Below are 24,729 nucleotides of genomic sequence, written 5' to 3' on the forward strand. Positions count from 1 at the left end.
AGCATCCTTATGATCGGTCTTACCACCTGCGACCAACGCAGCCGCTGGCCAAGTGCTGCCGCGTTTGCGCTTTGCACCGCTCGGCGTTGTGGATCGGTGAGTAGGCGAATCAGTGCAGCCGCAACTGCGTCAACATCACCGATTGGGACGGCTTCGCCAGCGTTATGAGTCTCGATCAGTTCGGCTGCCGCATCCCCCGTGCTGAGTACGGTCGGTTTGCCTACCCATAAGTGATCGAGCACCCGTGATCGCACCGCAGCGTAGCGCGTCTCGAGGTGCTCGCGGTGCAATGATACCATAACCGTAGCTTCGAGCAAGATATCGGCCCGGCGTTCATACGGTATCCATTCTTCGTAAAAGTGAATGCCGTTGCCGAGCAAGCCCAACTCAGCAGCGAGTTGACGGGTTTGGGCGGGTGTCGCCATCTCTTGTGCGAGGCCGGGATGGCGACCAGCCAGAAAAACCAATCGTGCGTTCGGTACAGCGGTGATCACCTGTGGTAGTGCTTGTACTAGCGTCTGCGGATCCATCCAATCCCATAATCCGCCACTCCACAAGATAATCTCGTGGTCGGCATCGAGATCATCGAGGACACCGCGTAGCCTAGGCTGACCACTAGCCTGCGGTGGTGTGTCGCTGACCCCAAATGGTACTACATCAATCAGATTCCGTAAGAGCGGATCGGTGTCAACGAACGATGGTGAGATCCGCCCTACTGCTAACAGACCGCCAATGTACAAATCGCGTTGACGCTCGGTTGCGCAGAGGAAGTGATTGCCGCGCGTTAAGACATCGCGCAGCAGCGCTACGTCGCGGTCGGCTATCTGCTGTCGTTCAGCTAACGGTCGCTGGCGAAAGAGTTCTAGGTTCTCGAATGCGACTGGATCGTACAGATCGATGATCAGGCGACCGCGATAGGTAAGCAATTCAGGATGGGCAGCGGCAACACATCCATTCGCCAGTACGGTGGTTGCCGTTGCTAGATAAGGTGCAAGTGTGGCTGCCTCACCCCACGTATAATGGCCACACGATACCCCCGGTGGCGGTTCGAGATCGATCAGTCGCGGTGCGATGAGCGTTACCGGCATCACGCTTGCCAACGCGCGGGCCATTTCCCACATTCTGATGCCCGGCCCGGCCATGCGCTGGCCAATGACATCGTGACTGATCACAAGCAACGATCTCATGCGCGCCAGCTCCAAGTTCCTTCAATGAAGAGCATCCCGTAGCGTTGGCTGATCCCGTCACTATGCACAACCAGCGGATACATGCGGTCGTGGACGTCAAACTCATGTAATTGCGTATAGTCGGTTGCTGAGGCGCTGACCAGATAGCGTCCCGCTAGCAATGGCAAGCGTGGAATATGATAATCAACTATCCCGGTGCCTTCGATGACGGGAATGTGGTATTGGTCAAAACCGGTGTTTGGCCCGGTCAACCATGGCCCGCTCTCGTGATTGATGCCTACGCCGAACACCGGTCGCTCGATCGGTTCGTGGGCTACATAATGAATGCGGATTGTCAATGACTCGTGGGTGCGAAAGGTGATACGCTCGTTGCCGTGACGATCGAGTAACTGGACGCGCACGATCTCAACTTCGCGCGTGCCGCGCCGCATCCGCTCGCGCCATTCGTGATCTTCGTCCTTCTCGGCCTGTTCAAATTCGATGCGCTCACGCTCGTTCACCGCGGCGAGATAAGCGTCCACCACGTCGTGAGCTGGGCCATACGCTTTCATTTCGCCGTGATCGAGCCACACAGCGGTATCACAGAGCGATCGTACCACATCAAGCGCATGTGACACGAAGACGATTGTCTTACCAGCACGGCGAAAGCCGTAGATGCGATCAATACACTTGCGCTGAAAGGCTTCGTCGCCGACAGCCAATACCTCATCCGTGATCAGGATATCTGGATCAACTGCCGTCGCTACCGCAAATGCTAGGCGGGTATACATACCCGATGAGTAGTGTTTGACTTCGGTGTCGAGAAAAGGGCCAATTTCAGAAAACTCGATGATCTCAGGCAGTTTGCGCTGCATCTCTTTGCGGCTAAAGCCCATCAACGAGCCGTAAAGAAAGACGTTCTCGCGCCCGCTGAGGTCGGGGTGAAAGCCGCTGCCAAGTTCGAGCAGGGCGGCGATCCGACCGTGCGTGCTTACTCGTCCGCTCGTTGGTTCAAGCACGCGCGTCATTAGTTTGAGGATGGTGCTCTTGCCGGCGCCGTTGTGCCCGACTAGGCCAATGCTCTGACCTTTTTCAACCGCGAAGCTGACATCGCGTATTGCCCAGAATGCCTCAGCCGGCGGTAGGCCGCGGATTAAACCCATGAACCGCTCTTGGATAGTCGAGGCATTCTGGCGGCGCACAAACTGCCGCGATACCTTATCAAACTCAATCACGACACTCATAGCTCTTCACCAAAATGGCGGCTGGTGCGTTGGAAGACCCAATAGCCGATGGCTAACACGATCAGCGCCGTGACCCCGACGCGCAACATCGCGCTGAGTGACGGTACGCCCGGCGTCGGGATCAAGCCTACCGGCACTACGTTGCCGTAAATAATGTCGCGGTAAAACTCGATGATCGAGGCCAGCGGGTTGAGCCAGCGAATCACCCGCGCTGTAACTCCTTCACTAATCGTGCTTAGCGGGTAGATAATCGGAGTGAGAAAAAACCAGATGTTGATCACAATCCCGATCAGATGCACCACATCACGGAAGAAGACCGCGCCAGCACCAAGTAGGAGAGCCAAGCCAACCAGAAAGATTGTCTGCAAGGCCATGATCACCGGTAAGTAGACGATGCTCCAGCTTAGGTTAAGCCGACCGAGGGTTGTGAGTTGCACCACGACGATCACTAGCGCCATCATCGGCAGCGAGAGAATGAAATTGAGCAGACTCGAACCGACAGCCACCAGCGGTAACACTTCCCGCGGGAAGTAGACCTTCTTGACCAGTGCGGCGTTGTCGATAATACTGCGGGTGCCACTAAGTACCGCTTCAGCGGTATAGTTCCACGGTAGCAGGCCAACGATGATAAACACCGGAAACATTGCAATACCGTTGGGTAGGAGAAAGCTGAAGACGACCACATATACTAGCATTATACCCAACGGTGCAAGTTGCGTCCAGAGGTAGCCAAGCGTGCTGCCTTTATAGCGAGCGCGCAAATCGCGTAGCACTAGATTACGGATGAGTTCGCGGTACTGCCAAAGCTCTTGCAGTTTCGGCAATACGCCGGCGCTACGGTCAAGCGCGATGCCGCCTAAGCCGAACGCTGCGCCAAACAATGCGGCTAGCGCAATGAGTGGCAGCTCGTAGCGCGGTTCGGGTGCTGCCGGCAGTGCTGCTGGTAGACGGTATGCCGCACTGACCTGATCGGCATTGAAGCGCGTGCCAGCTTCTCGGATCATGTAATTGATCGCCGCATCGATCGCGCGTAGTTGCGCGATCGTGCGGTCGCGCGCAGCTAATTCGTGCGCTGCGGCCGGGTTGGTTGCAGCGCACGTGCGCAAAGTCGCCTCACGGGTAGCGGTGTCGGTGATGCCGGTGCTGCCGCAAAGGGCATCAAGGGTGGCGTTCCGGGTATTAATGGCAAATCGCCAGAGATCGTATCGCGATTCAAGCGCACGTGCTACGTCACTCTGCTCTTCACCGGACAGATCGGTTAGGGTGCGTGGCGTACTAAATGGCTCAATTGGCCGTGAGAGCGGTAGTGCCTCGAGCCGCAGAATATCGCGCAGCAACCACGCAAAACGGTCATCAGAGGGTGGGATCTGACCGTTCAGTGCTTGCCATAACTGCCAGCCCAACATATTGCGTAAGATTTCGCGCCCGCCGGCAGCCCGAATCTGGCGCACCAGCTCAGCAGCGCCGGCATCGGCCAGCGCTTTGGCTTCCACCGCATTGCCGGCAATCCCGCGCACGACGACGTTACCCGGCTCTGCCAGCAGGTATTCAACTCGAAAATCGGGCAGGCCGAATCGCACATCGGCCCGGGCCAGTGCGCCGAGGCGTAACGCTTCAGTAGCATCGGTAATGGCAATATCCATGCCAGTCAGATTGGGCGCCACCGGCTGGTAAATTGGCCCATAGCGCGCCGTGTCGAAGCGCACCTCGGCGTTGGCAGCGTAGATGATGGGGCGAGTGAGGATCGGAGGCAGGGCAACGCTCAATGCCCCGACTACACAAAGGATCAGCCACAACCACTGGTACAGTTGCAGGGCGCCACGGCGCGCAGTGAGTGCTGCGCCAATTGCGCGCCAACCTGTCGCCTGTTTTAGCGGCTGCTTGATCGTGTTGGCCACAGTGTCACCTCTATAGTTTGGCCGGTGGCAAGATCGAGCCTGAGCCTGTTGCCAGCTTGCCATTGTTCACGCGGCACAATATTATTGTTAACCGCGACATCAGCAGTGTTTGACGGCAGATCGATCATCAGGCCGACCAGCGGGTAGGCCGATCGATTGTGCAGCCGATACCGTTGCGCTGCACTGCCGCTCCCCCGCTCAAACGCCCCAACTGGCTCAGCCAGTTGAGTGATATCGATCGTTTTGAGCGCAATCTGCCAACTGGCAATCTCGCTCAACGGCGCCACCCAGACATCGCCGCGCCTGACGGTGTAGGATACCACATCTTCCCACGCTGCTTGTTGGGCAACGCTCGTCACCTCTTCGGTATGTGCCCAGATGTCAATCATCCCGCCGGCGGCGACAGCTCGATCGATCTGCGCCATTGCCAACTCAGCCCGCGCTGGGGTCAGGTAGAAATCAGGGCAGGCGATGATCCGACCCTCTCGTCCGGGTAGCCAACGACAATGCGGATCGCGAATCAGACCGCGTTCATCGGTTGGAAAGAGGCTGTAGGGGCCGTAATCGCTCAGGCGCGTGACTGAGCGAATGCCAGCCTGTTCGATCACATCCCAGTTGGCATCGCTCATCCCGGCGCTACTGCTCCACGGAAAAGCCAGCGAACGGGCATTGCCGACGCCGCGTTCGGCGGCTACCGTATTCCACGTTTCAAGATCGGCCTGCCACGTCGCGCTATCAGCATAACCGCCATAGAGATGGCTGAAGGTATGGCTCTGAATCTCATGGCCGGCGGCGAGTAATGGCGCAATCTGGTCACCAAAGTACCACGCCGGGTCAGTATCCACTGTGCCATACGGATCATCGCTAAACCACGGGCGGTTCACCCAGCGATCGCTGCGCCAGCCGTTGGCTGCCGAAGCCCACGAAAAGATCGGGTCTCCCATGAAGCGGCGCTGCTCGCGATTCCCCATCAGAAAGTTATAGCCGGTCGCATAGTAGGTTGCGCGCACGTTATAACGGGCAAAGATCGCCATACTCGTTTCAACGCCAGTGCGCATGCGCATGCCGCGCAGAATCGGGTCTTCATCGGCGCGTGGGTCATCAACCGAGCGCGAATGCACTAATCCGCCCATCGCCGTTTCCCAGTCGAAGGTGAAGGCTACGGCCGCCCGATACCCTTCTGGCCACGGTGCAATGGTCAACGGCAGCGCCGGCGCTGATGGCTGTGCCATTGGGAGTGTGTGTCCGCCTCGCTGTAAGCGTGGCATGTCGAGGTAGATACGGTCATCAGACGACGGCTCGATCCGTACCCGTAGCGCACGGGCTGTTGCCGGAGCGCGCGCATGCCCGCCAATGACTGCCCAACCTTGCGGTGGTCGTTCTGGAGTCCATAATGCCACCGGTTGCCAAGGCGTTACCGTGCGTTCGCGCACCTCGCCGCGTTCGTCGTACCATTCAAAGACGAGGCGGGCGCGGGTTGGTGAACGTAGAAGGGAGTCGGTCAGCGCAGCTACCGTAAAGCAATAGCTCGCGTCGGCTTGGACGCTAACCAGTGGTGTCTGTACATAGTTCGCAATTCCCATCAGTTGGAGGCCGCGCCCGTCGCCATCGAGGTCAAATCCTTGCCCGTCAATCGCCGGGCCGCGTAATTCGACGCCGCCGGCGCCGCGGCCCCATCCGTCAGGCAGACCGGTTATCTCACCAGTACGGGCAAAATTGGCATTCGGCAAGAGATTGGGGTCGACAAAGGGAGGTGCAGCGCAGCGATCAAGGCGCTGACTGATAAAGAAGAAGATTCCGGCAGCGCCAACGATCAACGAGACCAGAATGGCGCCCAACGCGAACTGGCGTGAGATCATCGATTTTAGCAATACGTTACGTCTAGCGCGACCCGATGTCGCGGCTGCATTGTACCATAGATACCCTTAACCGTTCGTTGCCGGGTTGTAGCCTGACACGCTGCAACCGATCTGCTACAGTAGCAAGAGGGTAGGAGCAATAACTTCACTATTTAGAACTTCTAAATAGTTGATTCGATACGGAGTAGGTACTGTATGCAAGCAACGTCCGTGGCTACGATCAGCGAACGGCAGATTACCGTTGATGGCTTTCGCCTGCGTGTCTTGTCCGCCGGGCAAGGGCCGGCAGTGCTCTTGTTGCACGGCTTTGTCGTTAGCGCCGACGACTGGATCCCGACCATTCAGGTTCTCGCCGCAGCCGGTTATCACGCCATTGCGCCCGACGCGCTTGGCTTTGGCGCGTCAGATAAACCGGGCGGCTCAGCCTATACCTTGCGTCGCTACGCCGATCTAAATGCCGGTGTCTTGACGGCATTCGGCGTAGAACGAGCAGCAGTGGTAGGTCATTCGATGGGTGGTAAGCATGCGCTGGCAACGACCATTCTCCATCCACAGCGGGTTGAGCGACTGGTCATTGCCGATAGCGAAGGGTTTATGCAGTTGCCACTTTTTATGCGCAAAGGCGGTTCATTGCCTTTCCTCGGCGAGGCAATCACTGCGCTTTCGGCATTGCCCTTCGTCGTGAAGATGCAATTACGCGCTGCCTTTGCCAATCCTGATCGCTATATCACTCCTGAATTGGTGATGCGCGGTCAGAAGACGTTGAGCGATCCGGCGATCCGGCGCACGATGGTTTCGCTCAGTCGTTTCTTTGATGCGAATGATTTGCGTGGCAGTGGGTTATGGCCGCGTTTAGCCGAGATTACTCAGCCTACCTTGATTATTTGGGGCCAAGAGGATCGACTCTTCCCGGTACACTGTGCCTATGAAGCGCGACGGGCCTTGCCCCATGCACGGCTCGAGATTATTCCCAATTGTGGCCACTTCCCGATGATCGAGGCTGCTGACCGCTTCCATCAACTGGTATTGGAATTTTTGTCATCGTAGCCACCTAGTTGCCGGTAGGTTTGTGCCGCCAACCGTTTGGTCGCCGCCAGTGCGAGCGCCAATGCGCTGAGGCAGATGACGATCACCCCCGGCCAGCCAGCCACCTGCCAGCCAAGACCGGGGATGACACCTCCGAGCGTACCACCGAGGTAGTAGGCCACGAGATAGAGTGCGCTGGCCGCACCTTTGGCCTGTTGCGCCAATTGGTTGACGAGCGCGGGAGTAATGCTCTGTGCGATAAACATTCCGGTGCATAGCGTCCATAGTCCGAGCGCAATTAGTGGCAAGTTGGGGATGAGCGTCAGACCAATCCCGGCCAGCGCAATAAACAACCCGATCATTATCAACCGCAGGCGGGGATAGCGGGCCGAGAGCGCTCCGGCCCACGGCGAGACAATCACACCGGCTAAGTAGCTCACGTAGGCTAAGGCAATGATCGCTGGCGGCAAGCTAAACGGTGGCGCGCTGAGATAGTAGGGCAAGTAGGTGAAGATGCCGAGGAACCCAAAAAAGAGTGATCCGCCGATCATGTAGGCCGAGCGAAGATGCCGATCGACTACATGGGCGAACATTGCCCGATAAGCTTGTCGCCAGCCGCTACTCGCCGCAATAACTCGATCACGCGGCAGCGTCGCGAGTAACCCAAGGCCGCTCACCACCGTAAGGCCGGCAAACACCATAAAGCTGGCCCGCCAGCCAAACCCGTCGCTGATCAAGCCACCCACCACCCGCCCGCTTAATCCGCCAGCGACGTTAGCTGCGATCCAGCCGCCAACGGCCCGGCCTAGTTGATCGGCGGGCAGACTATCGCCGAGGTACGCGACGGCTACTGCGGTCAAACCGGGAATACATAGCCCCTGTAGCGCTCGCCACAGTAACAGAACCTCGAACGAGGGCGATAGCGCACAGAGTAGGGTTGGAAGAGCGAGCAACAAAGCGCTGCCTACCATTACCGGCCAGCGTCCCCACCGGTCACTGAGCGGGCCTACCGCCAGCGACCCCAGCGCAATCATCAACACGACCACCGATACGCTAAGACCGGCGGTAGCCGGCGCTACACCGTACTCTGCTGACAGTTGAGGCAAGATCGGCTGGGTGAGGTACATGTCGGAAAAGACCACTATTCCGGCGGCATAGAGGGGGATGAGCCAAGATGTTCGAGTTGTGGATGAAATAACGGCCATTGCGCGTTGGGCTGGGTCAAATCGGCCACAGCTGCTCAATCCGCTTCCTCCCCTACCCACAAAAAGCGGTTGAGATCAATCAGATACTCATCGCTGACTTCCACGCCTTCGGCTTGCAGGCGAGCACGCTGCTCATCGGCAGCGTAGACATTACTGATCCGACCGGCCCGGTTGATCACTCGCCACCATGGTATCGTGCTGTGAGGCAACAGCCCATGTAACGCATAGCCCACCATACGTGCATGGCCGGGCAAGCCGGCAAGTGCGGCAACCCGGCCATAGGTACAAACTCGCCCCGGCGGGATACGGCTCACCACCGCATAGATCATGGCGTAGGGCGAATCAACTTCCATCACGCCAATCGGCCACCATCGACGGCTAAGGTCGCACCGGTCACAAACGAGGCCTTATCTGAACAGAGCCAAACCACTGCATTGGCCACCTCTTCCGGCGAGCCAAGCCGGCCAATCGGTTCGCCTTCGGCGAATTGGGCCAGTAGTTGCGGATCGCCTTGGGTAAAACGATCGATCATCGCGGTGTGGATCGTACCGGGGCATACGGCGTTAATACGGATCCCGCTGCGGGCATACTCAAGCGCCGCCGCTTTGGTCACACCAACGATACCGTGCTTGCTAGCGACATACGCCGACACGCCGCGCGAACCAGATAGTCCAGCAACCGACGATGTATTCACAATTGAGCCGCCACCCTGCTGCAACATCTGCCGAATCTCGTGTTTCATGCATAACCAGACGCCCTTGAGGTTGATGTCAATCACCCGATCCCACACTTCTTCGGGGTAATCGACCAGCATAGCCTGTACGCCTTCAATGCCGGCATTGTTATGGGCGAAATCGATCCGGCCAAACATATCAATCGCCGTGGCGATCAACTGCTCGACCTCCCTGTTCTGCGATACGTCGCAGCGGACGAAGATTGCATCAGTATTCTGCGCCCGGCACAGCGTGACCGTCTCCTCGCCGCCCTCTACATTCACGTCGGCTACCACAACCTTCGCGCCTTCGCGGGCGAACGCCAGCGCCGAAGCACGCCCAATCCCGGCCGCCGCGCCGGTGACGAGCGCGACCTTCCCGATGAACGGTGGCTCCATTGATGTCCTCCTCTAGCCAATTTCTGCAAAACCTATCATACCATAACCCGCTGCGAAGAACACGTTGCTGTGGCGCCGCACGATGCTGCATTCTTCGCTATGCGGCGTTACCTGTGATGGGCTGTGCGGATCAATAAATGCCGGGCGGCGTCGTGACGGGGCGCAGCAGCGCGGTGCTCTTACGTTTGCGTTTACTGGGTTTGCTGATTTGACATGTACCACGCACATCGGGTACGGTATATGTATGTATCGTGACGACTACATTTTGCGCATGATCGCCCAATTTGGTGCGATTATTCGGCACATTCTCGGTCTTTATCGTGATGGTAAATCGCCGTTGGCGCGGATAGCGATTGATAATGCGTACCGCGACCGGCTAGGTGTCGGCAGCGATCAGGTGGCGGCGCTGAGTGACCGCCAACTTTTGGCGCTGTTGCGATTTCATACTCACGGTGACGATTGGTGGAGCGAAGGAGCGTATCTGGCCGCGTTACTTACCACCGAAGCGCGCCTGCTCAGCGATGATGGGGAGGCAGATGCTGCAGCCGCTCGCGCTTTGCTGGCCTTGCAAGTCGTCATTGAATGCGCGTTGGCCGTCCCAGAGCCACTGCCAGACTATACTCCGGCTTACGCAGACCTGCTAGCGTTGCTGCGCGATTACGTTGTGCCAGAACCCACCCTAGCGGCGTTACTCACCCTCTGCGAGCGACAGGGTGATCTGGCGCGCAGCGAAGACATTGTGCATGAATTGTTAGGCCGCGAGCCGCTGCGCTGGTTGGCGACGGCACGCTCATTCTACCAACGGCTGCTGGCTCGTAGCGATGCCGAACTCGCCGCAGCCGGCCTATCGCGGGCCGAAGCGTTGGCCGGGTACGCTGAGATCGATCGCATTGCACCGCCGGCCCACCCGCCGATGGCATAGCCTGCCAAACTTGATTGAAGGAAATAGGACACGGATTGCGAAAACCGTACCCAATCCGCGTCCCAATCTCCCCCAACTCCCTACTCCCCACTCTCTACGCTTACCGGCACGCTGGCCAAAAAATTGGCCAACATCTGCTTGCCGCCCTCGGTCATTATCGACTCGGGGTGAAACTGCACCCCCTCCACTGGCTGCGAGCGATGGCGCAGGCCCATAATCAGGCCATCTTCCGTCCATGCGGTCACTTCCAGCTCATTCGGCAGATCTTCACGGCGGACGATCAGCGAGTGGTAGCGGGTAGCAAGGAAGGGCGACGGCAGGCCGGCAAACACGCCTTGGCCACTGTGATGGATCGGCGAGAGCTTGCCATGCATCACGAGTGGCGCACGCACCACCGCACCGCCGTAAGCCGCGCCGATCGCTTGGTGGCCGAGACAAACCCCCAAAATTGGAATCTGGCTGCCCAGTTCGCGGATCACATCAACGCTGATCCCAGCCTCAGCCGGTGTGCAAGGGCCGGGACTGATCACGATCCGGTCGGGGTGGCGCGCCGCTACTTCAGCCACTGTAATCTGGTCGTTGCGCACTACCTCGACGTCAGCGCCCAACTCGCACAAATACTGGTACAAATTGTAGGTAAACGAGTCGTAATTATCGATCAACAGTACGCGCATGGTCTTGCTCCATCACCGGTGGCGCTGCCGCCTGTTCCCGCTCATCCTGGGTCAGAATCTTACCTTTGGCTCGCACCCGGATCAACGCCTCAACACATTCCGGGTCAAATTCAGTGCCGGCACCTCGGCGCAATAGCGCAAACACCTGCTCAACCGGCATCGGTGGTCGGTACGGGCGATGGCTGGTCAACGCATCGAACACATCGGCCACGGCGACAATCCGGCCAAACAGCGAGATTGACTCACCGCTCAAACCGAGCGGATACCCTCGCCCATCAAGCCGCTCGTGATGCTGAGCCAGTGCCGGCCACGAATGGCGCAGCAGTTCGAGATCGAGTAGGCCATTATCGCGCAGAAACTCCATGCCGTAGGTCGGATGCCGGCGCATCTCAGCAAACTCCTCCTCTTCGAGCCGGCCCGGCTTCTTGAGGATCTGGTCAGGCACCCGAATTTTGCCGACATCGTGCAACTTGCTTGCTACGCGCAATTGATAAATCTGATCGCGCGGCAAGCCCAACTCTTGGGCAATCGCTACCGAAAAATCACTCACCCGCTGGCTATGGCCGCGGGTGTAAGGATCTTTCAGATCAATGGCACCGGTAATCGCATCAATAATTCGGGTAAAGAGGCTATCGGTCTCGCGGTAGAGTTCGGCTAAACGGATGACGGTCGCCGCTTGTGAGGCTAGCATCTGGAACAACGCCACATCATCGGGCGAGAAAGGCCGGCCATTGCGCGGATTAAGCGCTTGCGCGCCACCGATAATCATCCCCTCGACTTCGCCGCGTTCGCCACCCAGTACGATCCGCGGCGAGCGCAGCGGCACGCACAAGATAGCGCGAGTCTGAAAGCCGCTGCGTTGATCGAGACCTTGATAGAAGCGTCGATCTTGATGCACATCATTGACCACCACCGTCTCACCGGTTTCGATGACGTGGCCGATAATGCCTTGCCCACGCGGTACGCGCAGGGCCTCCACCCGTTCGCTGTGTTCACCGCCAGCGATGTGCAGCACGAGATCGTTATGCTCGTGGTCGATCAGCCAGATCGACGCCGCCTCAACCTCAAGCAGATCGCAGGCGTAATTCATAATTCGGCGCAATAGCTCATCGCGTTCGAGGGTGGCAGTCAATTGTGAGACAATCTCGACCAGCGCCTGTTGCCGGCGTTCGCGTTGCTGCGCCTCGGCCAGCAGTCGCGCTTTCTCGACTTCCGTCACCAACCGCGAGGTCAGCAACTCGATTAAGGCCAGTTCTTCCTGTTCATCTACCGCCTCAAGCGGCAAATTAAAGACCTGTACCACCCCAACCGGCTCGCCGCGTAGCATCAGCGGGACGCAGAACATTGTACGCAGGCGCAACGCGCCCATCTCACCCAACGAGCGATTCCAGCGCGGATCATTAGCTACGTCATGCACGAAGAACGGCTGGCGCTGCTGCAAGGCATAGCCAGCAATTCCAGTGTTGGCCGGTAGCCGGTGGCCGAGTAACGCTGTACCGGCAGGGCTGCCTTTAACCACCTTAAAGATCAGCTCATTGGTTGCGGCATCGTACAAGTAGAGGGTTCCGGCTTCAGCCTCGGTAATCTCGATGATCAAATCGAGCAACCGGTCGAGCAGATCATCGAGTTGGGTACTATCGGCGATCTGATTGGCGCGTTGAATTACCGCAAGGTACCGTTGCAAACGCGATTCCTGATCGGCCATTGCGCCCTCCCCTACTCATGCCGGGTTAATGCCCGCACATAGCGTACCAGTTCGTCTGCTTCACCGGCTAATGCCACTGGCATCCCAGCTTCGGCACTGATTCGCCCCAATGTGTAGTCATCGATCGTGCGTTCACCAGTATAGTCGAACATTACCCGCGGAAGTAATGCCCGCTCACAACCGGAAGCGCGCAACGCCGGGATCACGTCTTGCGCGGTGAGCAAGCCGCTAACCGTCACTGTCTCACCAAAGAACTGATTGACCACCGGTACCACCTGCACCGACAGATGGTCAACCCGGTTCAAGCGTGCCGCGACCTGTTCCATCATCGGCGCCACCAGCGTCCCGCAGACGATGGCCAGCGTGGTGGGGCGAGAAATCTGGGCCGGCAACCGGCGGCGCGCGCGCGCCCAATTATCGAGAAAATCGCGCACCATCCCGACGCCGTTGCTATATTGCGGCATATCATCGTAGGTCTCGGCAGGTGGGACTGGCCGGCCAGCGAGCAGATAAAACTCGTCGGAAGCATAGACCAGATGGAGGCCAAACTGCTCGTAGCAGCGGCTTTGGTATGGTTCGATGAGGTCAAGCACCGCTGCCGCCTCAGCCGGCGTGTAGCAGCGTAGCGGCACATCGGTTACCGCGCCGAGGCGCGAGCAGAAACCTAGCTCTGGGTCGTGCAACGGTTGGCTGCCGTTGCGCAGCGGGATCGGCGCTGAAGGGTCTTCCCACAGCGGTTGCCGTTCCCAATTGGTATCGATCCATTCTGGCGTTTCGTGTACCTGTATCGCCGCTCGAATGGTCTTGGGTGCTTTTCCCTCGAAACGAAATTTGGTCAGGCCAACCGGTACAACCGCGATTGACTCAACGGTTGGGTGAAGCGCAATCAGATCCTCGATACTCTGGCGTAGTACCTCGCCATCGTTTACCTGTGGGCAAGCAACGATCTGAGTATGGACACGGATCCCCGCCCGTCCCAACCGCTTAATCTGCTCGCGCACATCAGGCACGTCGCGCTTGCCCAGCATAATTGCCCGCCAGAAGGGATCGGTGGCATGCACGCTGATATGCAACGGCGACAGCCGTTGACGCTCGATCCGCTCCCAGTCAGCTTCGGTCAGATTGGTAAAGGTGACGAAATTGGCGTACAGAAACGACAGCCGGTAATCGTCATCCTTCAGGTAGAGAGTCTTGCGAAAGCCCTTCGGCATCTGGGTGAGGAAACAAAACGGGCATTTATTATTGCACGTGCGGAGACGGTCAAAGAGCGGCTCAGTAAATTCGATCCCCAGATCATCATCAGGATCTTTTTCGAGCACAATCTCACGCTCGCAGCCATCGGCGGCACGCACCAGCAGCGTGACACGGGCTTCAGCAATCGCAAATCGGTAATCGATTACATCACGCAGCCGTTGCCCATCGATCGCAACGATGGTATCGCCGGGACGCAGACCGATCTGCGCGGCCAAACTCTCTGCTGCCACACTGGCGATGACGCCGCCTTCGCCGGTAATGCGCCTGACATCGGGCTGGTATTCCACAACAGCTCCTACCCGAGTAAACAAAAAGATGCACTGAGAAGCGCCTTTTTTAATAAGTCTACGACTGTTTATTGTACCACAACCCTGCTGAAACTACGATGATGTGGGTTGGAGTTGCGCTTGAAGCGGGAGCAGCACACTAAAGGTTGAGCCGCGCTGCGGTTCGCTCGTGACCATAATCTCGCCACCCATCGCTCGACACAGGCGCTGGCTAATGGCGAGGCCTAAACCGGCGCCGCCGTAACGACGAGTTGTGCTGCTGTCAACTTGCACAAATGGCTGAAAGAGATTCGCTAAATGCTCAGGGGCAATGCCAATGCCTGTGTCGCTAATATCAATCTGAAGTGTATCGTGTCCTTTCTGATAACAATGCACTTGCACATGCCCACCCTCGGTAAACTTACAAGCATTCCCGATCAGATTAAACAAAATTTGCCGTAGGCGGGTCGGATCGACCATAACCGGTGGTAAATTTGGTTCGATGTGTACTGTTAGAACATTCCGATTCTTCTCGGCTAAGTTCTGGGTTGTACGTACTACTTCTTCGATCAAGTCTGATACTTGAAACAATTCGAGATTGATCGGCGCTGAGTGTGCTTCAAGACGAGCCAATTCCAGAATGTCATTGATCAGCGCCAATAGATGGCGTCCGGCAGCAATGACTCGATCGAGGTCTTTGACAAGATCGTGCTGACCACGACTGCGCAAATCTTCGCACACAAACTCGCTGTAGCCCAAAATAGCGGTCAATGGTGTGCGTAGCTCGTGACTCATGGTAGCGAGAAATATACTCTTAGCCTGATTAGCCGCCTCAGCAGCCTCTTTTGCCTGTTGCAACGCCAGTGTTGCTTGTTTCAAGAGAGTAATATCGCGTAACACGAAGATTCGCCCGCTTGGCCTGCCCCGTCGGTCACGCAGGGTTGTGCAACGTAAATCATAGGTTGGATCACCGTCAGGGTGGGGTTGGACGACTTCGAATTGGCCCTCGTAGCAATCGCGCACTTGATCACGGAACCATAGCGGCGCTGCATCTGCCAGCGGACTTCCGATACGGTTTGGCGATACTCCCAACACTTTTTGGGCAGCCGGATTGAGATCAATTATCCGGTCATGCATATCAACCACGATCATTGCGTCAGGCATCTGGTCAACGAGTATCTCGCGTGCTGTCGGCAGTAGATCGAGCGTGCGGAAGCGCTGCATTGCCACCGTGAAGGCGATTCCGCTCAGAGCAAATGCAACCGGCGTGGTATCAATGTAGGGAATAGGGCTATATCCGGTAACGTAGAGGATACTGGCTATCCATGGAAACAGTGCGCCGGTCAACAGACTGAGCGCCTGCGCCCGATAGAGCGCGCGGCTGCGGCGCGCTTGATCGATCATCAAGATGGTGCCGATGAGTACCATGCTGTAGGCACTCGCGACGCCAATGTACCACAATAGCCCATTGGGGCCGGTTAACACCCACAACCCATTGGCGGTGTATACCAACTCAGCAGAGGGCCACATCAATCGGTGCCAGTGATTTGTCCATGCTCCCAGCAGTATTACACCCTGCCATCCAGCTAGGCCAAGCACCAACCGCCGGCTGACCCAATGATCGCGATTGGTGTAGAGCAGGGCGAACAGCAACCACAAGACCGGCACGCCAGCCACACTCACATATTGCATGCTGGTCAGGAAGGTCTTGCCATCAACAGTGGCGTTGGTCAATTCGAGCACATTGCACAACGACCACCAGATCGTGGCGAACATCATACCGAGAAAGGCCTGCGCCACCGGCAACCGCCGGTACGGCCAAGCCTGTAAGATGGCCCACAGTGCTAGTAGCACTGCCGCGAGTGGAAGCAAGACATACGGTGTGAAATACCACATAGGCGGTACGAGATCTACCGTTCGCTGGATAAGAACGCAACGAGCAGCTACATTAGCATAGCACGACTTGCTGACCATCCTGTAACGGAGTATAATGTTACCACTAATAAGTGGTGGTATAGTAGACATAGATCAATGATGAATGGAACCCACGAGCAACTGATGGCATTGGGGCTAAATCGCTACGAAGCGGCGACATACCTTGCTCTGCTCGAGCATCGCGGCTTTACGCCGGCACAGGTGGCGACACGGGCTGGTGTGCCGCGTCAGCGCATCTACGACGTGTTAGCGTCACTCTGCGCGCGCGGTTTGGCAGTCGAGCGTCATAGCGACGGTCAGCGCTGCTATTTCGCCGTTGATCCGGCGATCGCCTTGCCGGCGCTGATCGACGCTCGCCGACGTCAGTTCGAACACGAACAGGCTGCGCTCACCGAGGGGATGGAGAGTTTGCTCGCTACCCTTGCTCCGATCTTTGTCGCCGGCCGTGATCAGATCGATCCGCTCGACTACGTTGATGTTCTCCTCGACCGGCGGCTCGTGGTTGAGCGCGCTCTCATTCTTGCCCGCAGCGCCGAGCGCGAGGTCTGTGTCTGTTTTAAGCTGCCGTTGCTCGGTGACCAAGCTGCCAATTTTGCCGAAGTTGCCGAACCGCTCCGGCGTGGTGTGCGTTATCGTGCGATCTATGAACGGGCGGCGCTGGCCGATCCTGAACTGAACGGGTGGGTGCAACAATTCGTGACGTGGGGCCAACAGGCGCGGGTGGTTGAAAACTTGCCGCTCAAGGTCAACCTCTACGACCGCCGGGTGGCTTTGCTGTCACTGCAAGATCCAGTCACTGGCGCGTTGAGCTTTACGGCCTTGTGCGTGACCCATCCCAACTTTGGCGCGTTTTTGCAAGGAGCGTTCGAGAAGCTATGGGAAGATGCCGAACCTTTTGCATCACGTTAATGTGGAAGCACGAGTGGCTGCATCGCCCATCCTAGCCGTCATTGTGAGTGTCGTAAGCGGCGCGACAATCTCCCGTGACCGCAGGAACGAGACCGGGATGGGATCAACCAACTAGCTAACGTATGATGCTTATGAAGTTCGCGGTTAGCAAGATAGTGTAGGGCGCTGGGTTGGCACAGCGTTGTGCCAACAGTGAGAAAAATAACCACAGGAGGAATGAGATGCGCTCAGCCGATCCGCTTGATCTGCTCGGTATCGATTATGTGGAGTTTTATGTCAGTAATGCCCGGCAGGCAGCTCACTTCTACCGCACCACGCTCGGCTTGCATCCAGTCGCGTATGCCGGACTTGAGACAGGAGTGCGCGATCGGGCCAGCTATGTGCTCGCACGGCGCAATGTGCGTTTTGTGTTGACTGCACCGCTGCTTCCCGATCATCCCATCGCTCGCCACATTGCTCATCACGGTGACGGTGTCAAAGACATTGCCCTACGGGTGCGCGATGCCGCCGCCGCCTACGAAACTGCGATCGCCCGCGGCGGTATTCCGGTGCAGCCACCCACCGAATGCGTTGACGAATATGGCCGGGTGGTGAAGGCAACCATTGCTACCTATGGCGATACGGTGCATTCCTTCATTGAGCGGGAAGAGTACCGTGGAGTGTTTATGCCCGGCTTCCAGCCGATCACAGAGCACGTTCCCATTCCAGAAACCGGTATTGCCGCGATTGATCATATTGTCGGCAATGTTGAGCTAGGGGCAATGAACCGCTGGGTCAAGTACTACCGTGATGTTCTCGGCTTTAACCAGTTAGTTCACTTCGACGATTACGATATCAGCACCGAGTATAGCGCCTTGATGTCGAAGGTGATGCAGAACGGCACTGGCCGGATCAAGTTCCCGATCAACGAGCCAGCCGAAGGCCGGCGCAAGAGCCAGATCGAGGAGTTTCTGGAGTATTACGGTGGCCCCGGCGTACAGCATATCGCGCTCGCTACCGGCGACATTTGCGCTACCGTTGATGCCCTGCGTGCTGCTGGTATTCCATTCATTCAGGTGCCGGATGCCTACTACGATGACCTTGAGCAGCGGGTCGGCACGATCGACGAGAGCCGGCAGGAGTTGCAAGCGCGCGGGATTCTAGTTGATCGGGATGAAGAGGGGTATTTGCTGCAAATCTTCAGTCAGCCATTGCAAGACCGGCCTACACTCTTTATCGAGATCATTCAGCGCAAAGGGAGTCGTGGGTTTGGCAAGGGGAATTTCAAGGCCTTGTTCGAGGCGATCGAGCGTGAACAGGCCAAGCGGGGGAATTTGTAGCGGCATAGTGTCGCTATGCCGCTACCACGATTACGGGCGGTCGATCCGGGTACCGCGCGGCACATTAACGATCACCGCCTCGTCTTCCTCAACGTGTTCGGTATGAGCCGGCTCGGCGGCATGACCATGGTGATGGTCATCGCCAGCCGGCTTGAACTCACCCAGCAAACTGGCCCGTCTAATGCGCCGTTCGTACTCGCGTTCGATCACCGACACCAATCGTTGCCACCACGACTGCTCGCTCATCGCTCTTCACCTCCGCAGAAGGTGGATTTTTCCTCTATCTCAGATGACAGTATATCAGCAAAGATTCAGAAGGATGTCAACTTATTATGTTATAACTCGGTATGCATTCTTTAGTACAATAATGATAGCGACCTCTAACCAGAGGCAACCGTATAGCATAGATTGTTTAATTAGGAGATCGAATGCGCGCAATGATCCGGTTTCTCCGCCTTAACCCCACTGTTCGCCGAGTGCTTGGATTACTCTTCCTCGTACTGGGTCTGATTGGTTCACTCTTCCCCATTATCCCCGGCTGGCCCGGTTTTTTCATTGCAATCATCCTATTAGGGCGACGTGATCGCCTCCTGCGTCGATTGCATTTGCTTGCGCGCTTTACGCTGCGCTGGCTACGGAAAGCGCCCATACCGCATGTGCGCGGGATCGGCCAATGGCTTTCCAACCAATACGTCGAGCTGCGCCGCGCGGTGGTGCCGCATCTGATCGCGTTTGAACGCCACCTTGACGGGCCTAATCCCCTTTGAGGCGCTTACCTAATGCCCACCCCAGTATTAAGCCGCCAATGATGATCAAACCGGCGGCAACCCCAACCCCGATCAGGAGATGTAGCCAGCCGAACGGGCCGCCGCCGATCAGCCATGCCAGCAGCGCCGGTACGCCGATCAGCGCCGCTAGCACTGCCAGCAACGGTATGAACCCCCGCGCAACCAGCCAGATCCGCTGTTTCACGGTCTCATCCTTTGTGGTATCGCCAAGGCGCGGCTGCAACGAGGGTTAGATAGGGTGTTGGCGCGTATGGCCATCATCTTCGGCTTAGCGTTGCGGCAACACTCCCGCCAACGCAGCCCGCGCCGCCGCCGGGGTATTGGTAATCAAGCCGCTGGCCCCTAATGCAGCCAACGCGCGTAGCCGATCCGGATTGTCCACTGTCCAGACATTGACCTGATACCCGGCTCGGCGCACCTTTGGCAACACCCAATCGAGACCGGGCAAGCCGTGGTAAGGATGCCAAGCGGTCGCGCCAATTTGTCGCAACGCGCCAAACGGCCAAAATTCGCGCAGGCGCACGTCGGGTCGGTAGGTACGAATCCCCATCAGATAGCCACGGGCAATAGCCGGATCAACCGCGCGCAATTCGCGCAGGGCCTGCGGAAAAAATGACGAAACGATCACCTGATCAACCATGCTAAATTCACGGAGCAACTGCACACAGCGCGCCGCCATACCGGGCTTTTTCAATTCGAGGTTGAGCGATATACCCGCGCTTCGGGCCCAATCGAGCGTCTCGGCCAGCGTTGGCACCCGCTCGCCGCGAATATCGAGCCGGCGCAACTCGGCCAGCGTGAGGCGGGCTACCGGATCGGCACGACCATTCCAACGCGAGGTGTTATCGTCGTGAAAAACCACAATCTCGCCATCGGCCGTTGGTTGCAGATCGAGTTCGATCATGTCAGCCTGCTGGCGATACGCCAATTCAAACGCTGCCAACGTATTTTCCGGCGCGTCAGCCGACGCACCACGATGAGCGATGATTAACGGGGGCATAATCTTTTACGCACAAGCGCAAGCTGCGCAACGATTATACGGTTGTGAGTTATCATATACGATAACCATACCTACTTCGTAGTTTAGCATACCGTAAACAGTCGACAGCGGGGCGATTGTCGCCCCGCTGTCAGTATCGCCACGCCGTGCTTTGGCGTTAATGTCTCATCGTGCTTTAAGAGCTTAGGTCTGGTTGCGGAACTGCGAGATCGGCGAACCGGGCCTCTTCGGTTAGCATTGGATGGAGAATCCGCTGCATTGCCATAATGTGAGCGCAGGTACCCCACATCTTGAAGAATGAACAATCACACGCCCACTGACCATCGTGCAGTGAAATCACATGATCGCTGTTGCCGCCATGAAACGTTGCCCGCAGATCACTGATTTTGATTCGCTCCGGTTCGGCGGCATAGCGCCGGGCTTTCTCGATTTTGCCGATCATGTCCGAGTGCATAGGGAGACCTCCTTCGTCTCTGCCCGGAAAACATCAAGGGCGGCTACAGGCATCGGCCTGTACCGCCCTATTCACACCTCACCTGTGTTGTAACGTATGTTTTCATAGCCGGCCTCCTTAACTGGAGTTGTGCCGTTCTTAACACAGACTTATTATACGACCCGCAACCGACCTTCGTCAAGGATACGTTCAGCCACCGATGAGAGTAGACTCTACGCTTCCTGATGCAATAGAACGATCATTGCATCGGATTAACGACGGTTGCCATCCGCTAACCACCGTTGCGCATCCGCTCGGCCAAGGCGAGAATGCGCTGACCATATTCGGTACCCGGCCATGCCCAGCGGCCATTGAGGTCGGTGATGGTCGTCGCCACGCCACGCAGATGATCGGGCAGTGGCCGGCGCGAAAGTGCGTAGTCGATCAACTGCTGTTGGTAGGGCGTACCGGCGCCAACCGGCAAAGCGTAGGCCAACAACCGACCAAGGTGGGCCGGGATTGACTCCCCGACCCATGAAGCAAAACTAAGACCGGCTCGCCACACTTGGTTGGCTTCATCCCAAGCCCAGTCAGGGCCGGGCGGTTGATCCGGTGTGCCGGGGCGGGTTTCACCGGTGACGCCAATCCCGGCCGGGTTGCGGCGCGGACGTTGACACCACCACGATGTCAAGTGGCCGGTCTCGTGAGCGCATTGAGCGATAGCGAGGAACCAGTCGATCCCGGCTGCGTTGCCGGTTTCGGCATACCCGCGCACAATCACTTCGACATCGTAGGGGGTATAAGCAGTGCTACGTGGTGCTAGCCACGCAATCGCCGCTTCAGTCGTCCCGGTCGGTGGGCCAAGCAGCGTGCCTAGCAGTGGCGAGTGGGCAATAAATGGCAGATACACCGTGCTTATTTCTGGTTCTTGGGCACGAGTCAGATGACTGCTCAAGCAGGTCAAGCCCAATGCCAGCACCGATCGGCGCGTGTAACGAGTGTTCATGGTTGTTCGCTCAAGAGGGCGCGGATGTCTTGGACATACACGCTGGCGGCAGTTCCATATTGATAAACGAACCGTAGCCGCCCATTTTGATCGATCAGGTAGCTTGCTGTGCTGTGGTTGACGCCGTCGCTGCCGTGATGGTGGTGACCACCACCGTGCTGGTAAGTCAAGCCGTATTCTTTGCTGATTCGGCGTAGAGTGGCATCGTTACCCTGTAAGCCGATAAAGCCATCACCGAAACCGCGCAGGTAAGCGGCCAGCACGTCGGGAGTGTCGTTGGTGGGATCGACGCTGATCAGCACAAAATGAACTCGTTCACCGGTGGGACCTAGCTCATCGCGGGCGCGGCGGAATTCGGCCAGCGTGATCGGGCAGTAATCGGGGCAGCGGGTATAGCCAAAATAGAGCAGCACTGGCTGGCCGCGTAAATCGCTGAGGCGCAACTCGCCGCCGGTGCTGGCCGGCAAACTGAAATCACTCAGCACCGTGGGCGGCTCGATTTTGGTGGACGACGTGACGGACGGTGTGTTGGCAACGGCACATGCGCTCAGGAGGGCAAGCAAGAGGAGGTAAGGTCGTAACATATCTCACCGTTGGAGCAGTGGCGTATAAACCGTGAAGAGTTGTTCAACCACCTGTAAGCGCACCGTAACGGTCAAGCCGGGAGTGATACCGGCAGCAGCGAAGGTGATAGCTCCTTCGTAGACACCAATAGGAAGGCCAGTATGGTTGATACGTAATCTCATTGTACCATCTTCAGCGCTGCCACTCAACCACGGTTCGCTCTGTACCACCTGCCAATCGGCGCGAACGCACGGTGAGCTGACCGTGAGCGGAGCAGGTGGATCGGCGGCGTATTGGGCGAAAATGCTCACCGTGGCCGGCTTAATCGGGATAGTTGATCCTTCGCTGAATGGGGTAAAGGTTGTTCCATCGGTGTAACGTACCCAAACCCCTTGGCCGCGATAATTGCCGTCGGGAACGGCGAGTGTAAGTGGATTGGCAATTGGCTGCGGTGCCGTAAAGATGGTCACAGCGTCAACGAACACGTCGGTGTTACCACTGCGCCAGAATTGGAAGATGAGGAATGGATCGTTGCCGTGATAGGTGAACGGGAGGGCGAATTCTTGATACTGGCCAGCAGTGGCGAAATCGATTCCGCGCAGGCGTAACGGGCCGTATTCAACCCCGCCGCCTTTGATGCTGAATCGAGCTACCTCAGAGGTCGAGCTGTTGTTGGCAACCTTCAGGCGCACGTAGGCTACCAGTGGCCGATCCTTAAACACCACTGGATTGTAATCATACACCCACGCTGAGGTCTCACCACTGGTCAATCCTAAGCGAAACGCACCGCCGCCCCACGCTGCCGGATCGGCGACTCGTTCGCCTATACCCCAGAGCAGTTGGAACGTTCCATAGGTCTCATCAACGAGCCATCCCAGACTCAATTGCACGTGCGGCAGGGTAGGATGGTAAAGACCATAGAGGGTAACGCTCGGCTGGCGGTCACTGAGCGTCGTCGCTATCTCGGCAACTGGCAGGTTCGCGCCGAGGTAGATAGTATCGCTGACAACCGCTGTTGCGCCATAGATGTCGCGTGTTTTGACATAAACTGTGCGCCAGCCTTCGCCGGGCGGCAATTGGAAGCGGGTTTCGTGCGCAAACGGTTGCCACGAGGCGCCGAGAAAACAAGGATTATCGGCGACCATCATCTCGCTGGCTGGCCGGCGTCCGAAAAAGCCAACGGGAGCATCGGTTTGGTGAATATAGAGCGCCACACTCGGGTTCAGCGTGTTAACCGCCTCGTGCTCGATGATCACTGGGGCATACGCCGCATCATTGCCAAACATTTGTGCGATATACCCACGCCCGTCGCCAGCCCGACGGTAGTAGCCAAGCCCAATCTCACGATGACCGGCAGCCAGTAAGTTCGCGCGATGGCCCGGACTATTGAGCCAACCGTTGATCGCATCTTGCGGCCGCATGTAGCCGCAATACGCATTTTCAGCACCGCTACTCCCAATATAACCGAACCGTGGCGCACGATCGCTAGGCCATTGGCCGTTAGTATCTTGGTGCCCACAATAGGGCGTCGCTCGGTTTTCGACCGAATCCCACGCGAACCAGCGTGAGGCGTAGGTCAGTTGGCGATTCCAACGTAACGGTGGTTGACCAGCGTTGCGACGGGCCAGATTGCCATAGTAGACGGTCAGTGCTTCATCGAGCAACAGTTCATGGGTTTGAAGGGTAGGATCAAACGCGAGTGTCGGTGTGATTGTTAGCAGACACAGTATGACAAAATAGCCCCAAAGCTTGATGGTTTTGTCAGACATACTACTTCTTTTGGTGCAGTCGTTGCCACCCAAAACCGTGTGGAACATTGCCGCTTATGGGTATCATAAGAGCATGTAGTAAAGATCGTCAATTGGCAATTTGTCAATAAGCTATGGATGCTTCTTGCGTGTACGCCGCTCTGCTACCCTGCAACCGAGAGGACAATACACTCTCTGTCCCTTCGCATAGGAGATTGCTTCAGGGATCTGCTCCCGCGCAACGACTGAATAAGAACGCCATTCCCCCTCCCCCCTCTCCCCCGCGGGGAGCAAGAACACCCCTCCCCCCCTCGTGGGGGAGGGGCTAGGGGTGAGGGGATATCTCCCGCGCCCAGACGTTTGCGAGGGGCGGAATTCATTCCGCCCTACAGGTGACCATCCCCCTCCCCCCCTGTGGGGGAGGGGCCGAGGGTGGGGGGCCTGTCGGGCCGAGGGTGGGGGGCCTGTCGGGCCGAGGGTGAGGATCCCCCACCCCTCTCAGCGGATTGCGAGGGGCGGAATTCATTCCGCCCTACAGGTAACCATCCCCCTCCCCCCCTGTGGGAGAGGGTGGTGTAGGGGCCGTTCCGTCGGCTACGATTACCCATCCCCCTCCCCCCCTCGTGGGGGAGGGGCTAGGGGTGAGGGGATATCTCCCGCGCCCAGACGTTTGCGAGGGGCGGAATTCATTCCGCCC

At 57.6% G+C, this 24,729-nt stretch carries 23 protein-coding genes; 5 read left to right on the forward strand and 18 right to left on the reverse strand.

Annotated elements, in window-relative coordinates; genetic code table 11:
• The 4 genes from Q1A59_RS06665 to Q1A59_RS06680 form a co-directional block, all read right to left on the reverse strand.
• On the reverse strand, nucleotides 1-1,187 hold a 1,187-nt coding region (locus Q1A59_RS06665), incomplete at its 3' end, for a glycosyltransferase family 4 protein (protein ID WP_299644495.1).
• The gene (locus Q1A59_RS06670; RefSeq protein WP_298403376.1) at nucleotides 1,184-2,410 is read right to left on the reverse strand and encodes an ABC transporter ATP-binding protein; all 1,227 of its coding nucleotides are present in this window, start codon (nucleotides 2,408-2,410) and stop codon (nucleotides 1,184-1,186) included. The genes Q1A59_RS06665 and Q1A59_RS06670, both read right to left, overlap by 4 nt.
• Nucleotides 2,407-4,308, reverse strand: a complete 1,902-nt coding sequence (locus tag Q1A59_RS06675; RefSeq protein WP_299644498.1) for an ABC transporter permease — start codon at nucleotides 4,306-4,308, stop codon at nucleotides 2,407-2,409. Before Q1A59_RS06675 ends, Q1A59_RS06670 begins: the two co-directional genes overlap by 4 nt.
• The gene (locus Q1A59_RS06680; protein WP_299644501.1) at nucleotides 4,281-6,167 is read right to left on the reverse strand and encodes a polysaccharide deacetylase family protein; all 1,887 of its coding nucleotides are present in this window, start codon (nucleotides 6,165-6,167) and stop codon (nucleotides 4,281-4,283) included. The genes Q1A59_RS06675 and Q1A59_RS06680 overlap by 28 nt, the downstream gene beginning before the upstream one ends.
• Before the next feature lie 195 nt (nucleotides 6,168-6,362).
• On the opposite strand from Q1A59_RS06680, the gene Q1A59_RS06685 reads away from it, so the two are divergent.
• A complete protein-coding gene (locus Q1A59_RS06685; RefSeq protein WP_298403368.1) occupies nucleotides 6,363-7,214 on the forward strand; it encodes an alpha/beta fold hydrolase in 852 nt (283 codons plus the stop codon).
• Here Q1A59_RS06685 and Q1A59_RS06690 read toward each other — a convergent pair.
• Genes Q1A59_RS06690 through Q1A59_RS06700 form a run of 3 tightly spaced genes read right to left on the reverse strand, consistent with a single transcriptional unit; the run spans nucleotide 7,184 to nucleotide 9,509 of the window.
• Entirely contained in the window at nucleotides 7,184-8,398 is a 1,215-nt protein-coding gene (locus Q1A59_RS06690) for an MFS transporter (protein WP_298483025.1), read from the reverse strand. The genes Q1A59_RS06685 and Q1A59_RS06690 overlap by 31 nt on opposite strands.
• A 35-nt stretch (nucleotides 8,399-8,433) precedes the next feature.
• Nucleotides 8,434-8,751, reverse strand: a complete 318-nt coding sequence (locus Q1A59_RS06695) for an MGMT family protein (RefSeq protein WP_298403365.1) — start codon at nucleotides 8,749-8,751, stop codon at nucleotides 8,434-8,436.
• Nucleotides 8,751-9,509 carry an SDR family oxidoreductase gene (locus Q1A59_RS06700; protein ID WP_298403362.1) on the reverse strand — a complete coding sequence of 253 codons (759 nt, stop codon included), beginning with the start codon at nucleotides 9,507-9,509 and terminating at the stop codon, nucleotides 8,751-8,753. The genes Q1A59_RS06695 and Q1A59_RS06700 overlap by 1 nt, the downstream gene beginning before the upstream one ends.
• 244 nt (nucleotides 9,510-9,753) lie before the next feature.
• Here Q1A59_RS06700 and Q1A59_RS06705 point away from each other — a divergent pair, with 244 nt between their 5' ends.
• Nucleotides 9,754-10,431 (forward strand): DUF6483 family protein, encoded by a 678-nt coding sequence (locus tag Q1A59_RS06705; RefSeq protein ID WP_298403359.1) that lies wholly within the window; start codon nucleotides 9,754-9,756, stop codon nucleotides 10,429-10,431.
• An 80-nt stretch (nucleotides 10,432-10,511) separates the two neighbouring features.
• On the opposite strand, the gene Q1A59_RS06710 is transcribed toward Q1A59_RS06705, so the two are convergent.
• From Q1A59_RS06710 to Q1A59_RS06725, 4 genes are all read right to left on the reverse strand, one after another.
• Complete coding sequence (locus tag Q1A59_RS06710; protein WP_298403356.1) at nucleotides 10,512-11,105, reverse strand: aminodeoxychorismate/anthranilate synthase component II; 594 nt, start codon at nucleotides 11,103-11,105, stop codon at nucleotides 10,512-10,514.
• On the reverse strand, nucleotides 11,083-12,810 hold the full coding sequence (locus tag Q1A59_RS06715; RefSeq protein ID WP_298403353.1) for a GAF domain-containing protein: 1,728 nt from the start codon (nucleotides 12,808-12,810) through the stop codon (nucleotides 11,083-11,085). Before Q1A59_RS06715 ends, Q1A59_RS06710 begins: the two co-directional genes overlap by 23 nt.
• 11 nt (nucleotides 12,811-12,821) lie before the next feature.
• Nucleotides 12,822-14,351 (reverse strand): DUF512 domain-containing protein, encoded by a 1,530-nt coding sequence (locus Q1A59_RS06720; RefSeq protein ID WP_298403351.1) that lies wholly within the window; start codon nucleotides 14,349-14,351, stop codon nucleotides 12,822-12,824.
• A 93-nt stretch (nucleotides 14,352-14,444) separates the two neighbouring features.
• Entirely contained in the window at nucleotides 14,445-16,226 is a 1,782-nt protein-coding gene (locus tag Q1A59_RS06725) for a histidine kinase N-terminal 7TM domain-containing protein (protein ID WP_298403349.1), read from the reverse strand.
• 135 nt (nucleotides 16,227-16,361) lie between these two features.
• Here Q1A59_RS06725 and Q1A59_RS06730 point away from each other — a divergent pair, with 135 nt between their 5' ends.
• A complete protein-coding gene (locus Q1A59_RS06730; protein ID WP_298403347.1) occupies nucleotides 16,362-17,174 on the forward strand; it encodes a TrmB family transcriptional regulator in 813 nt (270 codons plus the stop codon).
• 221 nt (nucleotides 17,175-17,395) lie between these two features.
• Nucleotides 17,396-18,493, forward strand: a complete 1,098-nt coding sequence (hppD, locus tag Q1A59_RS06735; protein ID WP_299644508.1) for a 4-hydroxyphenylpyruvate dioxygenase — start codon at nucleotides 17,396-17,398, stop codon at nucleotides 18,491-18,493.
• Nucleotides 18,494-18,523: 30 nt separating this feature from the next.
• On the opposite strand, the gene Q1A59_RS06740 is transcribed toward hppD, so the two are convergent.
• Nucleotides 18,524-18,739, reverse strand: coding sequence for a hypothetical protein (locus Q1A59_RS06740; protein WP_298403343.1), 216 nt, complete (start codon nucleotides 18,737-18,739; stop codon nucleotides 18,524-18,526).
• 182 nt (nucleotides 18,740-18,921) lie between these two features.
• On the opposite strand from Q1A59_RS06740, the gene Q1A59_RS06745 reads away from it, so the two are divergent.
• Nucleotides 18,922-19,260, forward strand: coding sequence for a hypothetical protein (locus Q1A59_RS06745; RefSeq protein ID WP_298403341.1), 339 nt, complete (start codon nucleotides 18,922-18,924; stop codon nucleotides 19,258-19,260).
• Here the strand turns inward: Q1A59_RS06745 and Q1A59_RS06750 are convergent.
• The 6 genes from Q1A59_RS06750 to Q1A59_RS06775 all read right to left on the reverse strand — a co-directional run bounded on the left by Q1A59_RS06750 (nucleotide 19,247) and on the right by Q1A59_RS06775 (nucleotide 24,053).
• A complete protein-coding gene (locus tag Q1A59_RS06750) occupies nucleotides 19,247-19,465 on the reverse strand; it encodes a hypothetical protein (RefSeq protein ID WP_298403339.1) in 219 nt (72 codons plus the stop codon). The genes Q1A59_RS06745 and Q1A59_RS06750 overlap by 14 nt on opposite strands.
• Before the next feature lie 84 nt (nucleotides 19,466-19,549).
• The gene (locus tag Q1A59_RS06755; RefSeq protein ID WP_298403338.1) at nucleotides 19,550-20,281 is read right to left on the reverse strand and encodes a glycerophosphodiester phosphodiesterase family protein; all 732 of its coding nucleotides are present in this window, start codon (nucleotides 20,279-20,281) and stop codon (nucleotides 19,550-19,552) included.
• 175 nt (nucleotides 20,282-20,456) lie between these two features.
• Complete coding sequence (locus Q1A59_RS06760; RefSeq protein ID WP_298403335.1) at nucleotides 20,457-20,735, reverse strand: hypothetical protein; 279 nt, start codon at nucleotides 20,733-20,735, stop codon at nucleotides 20,457-20,459.
• A gap of 271 nt (nucleotides 20,736-21,006) precedes the next feature.
• Nucleotides 21,007-21,720, reverse strand: coding sequence for a glucosaminidase domain-containing protein (locus Q1A59_RS06765; RefSeq protein ID WP_298403332.1), 714 nt, complete (start codon nucleotides 21,718-21,720; stop codon nucleotides 21,007-21,009).
• On the reverse strand, nucleotides 21,717-22,304 hold the full coding sequence (locus Q1A59_RS06770) for an SCO family protein (RefSeq protein ID WP_298403327.1): 588 nt from the start codon (nucleotides 22,302-22,304) through the stop codon (nucleotides 21,717-21,719). Before Q1A59_RS06770 ends, Q1A59_RS06765 begins: the two co-directional genes overlap by 4 nt.
• Before the next feature lie 3 nt (nucleotides 22,305-22,307).
• Entirely contained in the window at nucleotides 22,308-24,053 is a 1,746-nt protein-coding gene (locus tag Q1A59_RS06775; RefSeq protein ID WP_298403324.1) for a CAP domain-containing protein, read from the reverse strand.
• Nucleotides 24,054-24,729 lie beyond the last annotated feature (676 nt).

This window comes from uncultured Chloroflexus sp. (assembly GCF_937951745.1).
GTDB lineage: Bacteria > Chloroflexota > Chloroflexia > Chloroflexales > Chloroflexaceae > Chloroflexus.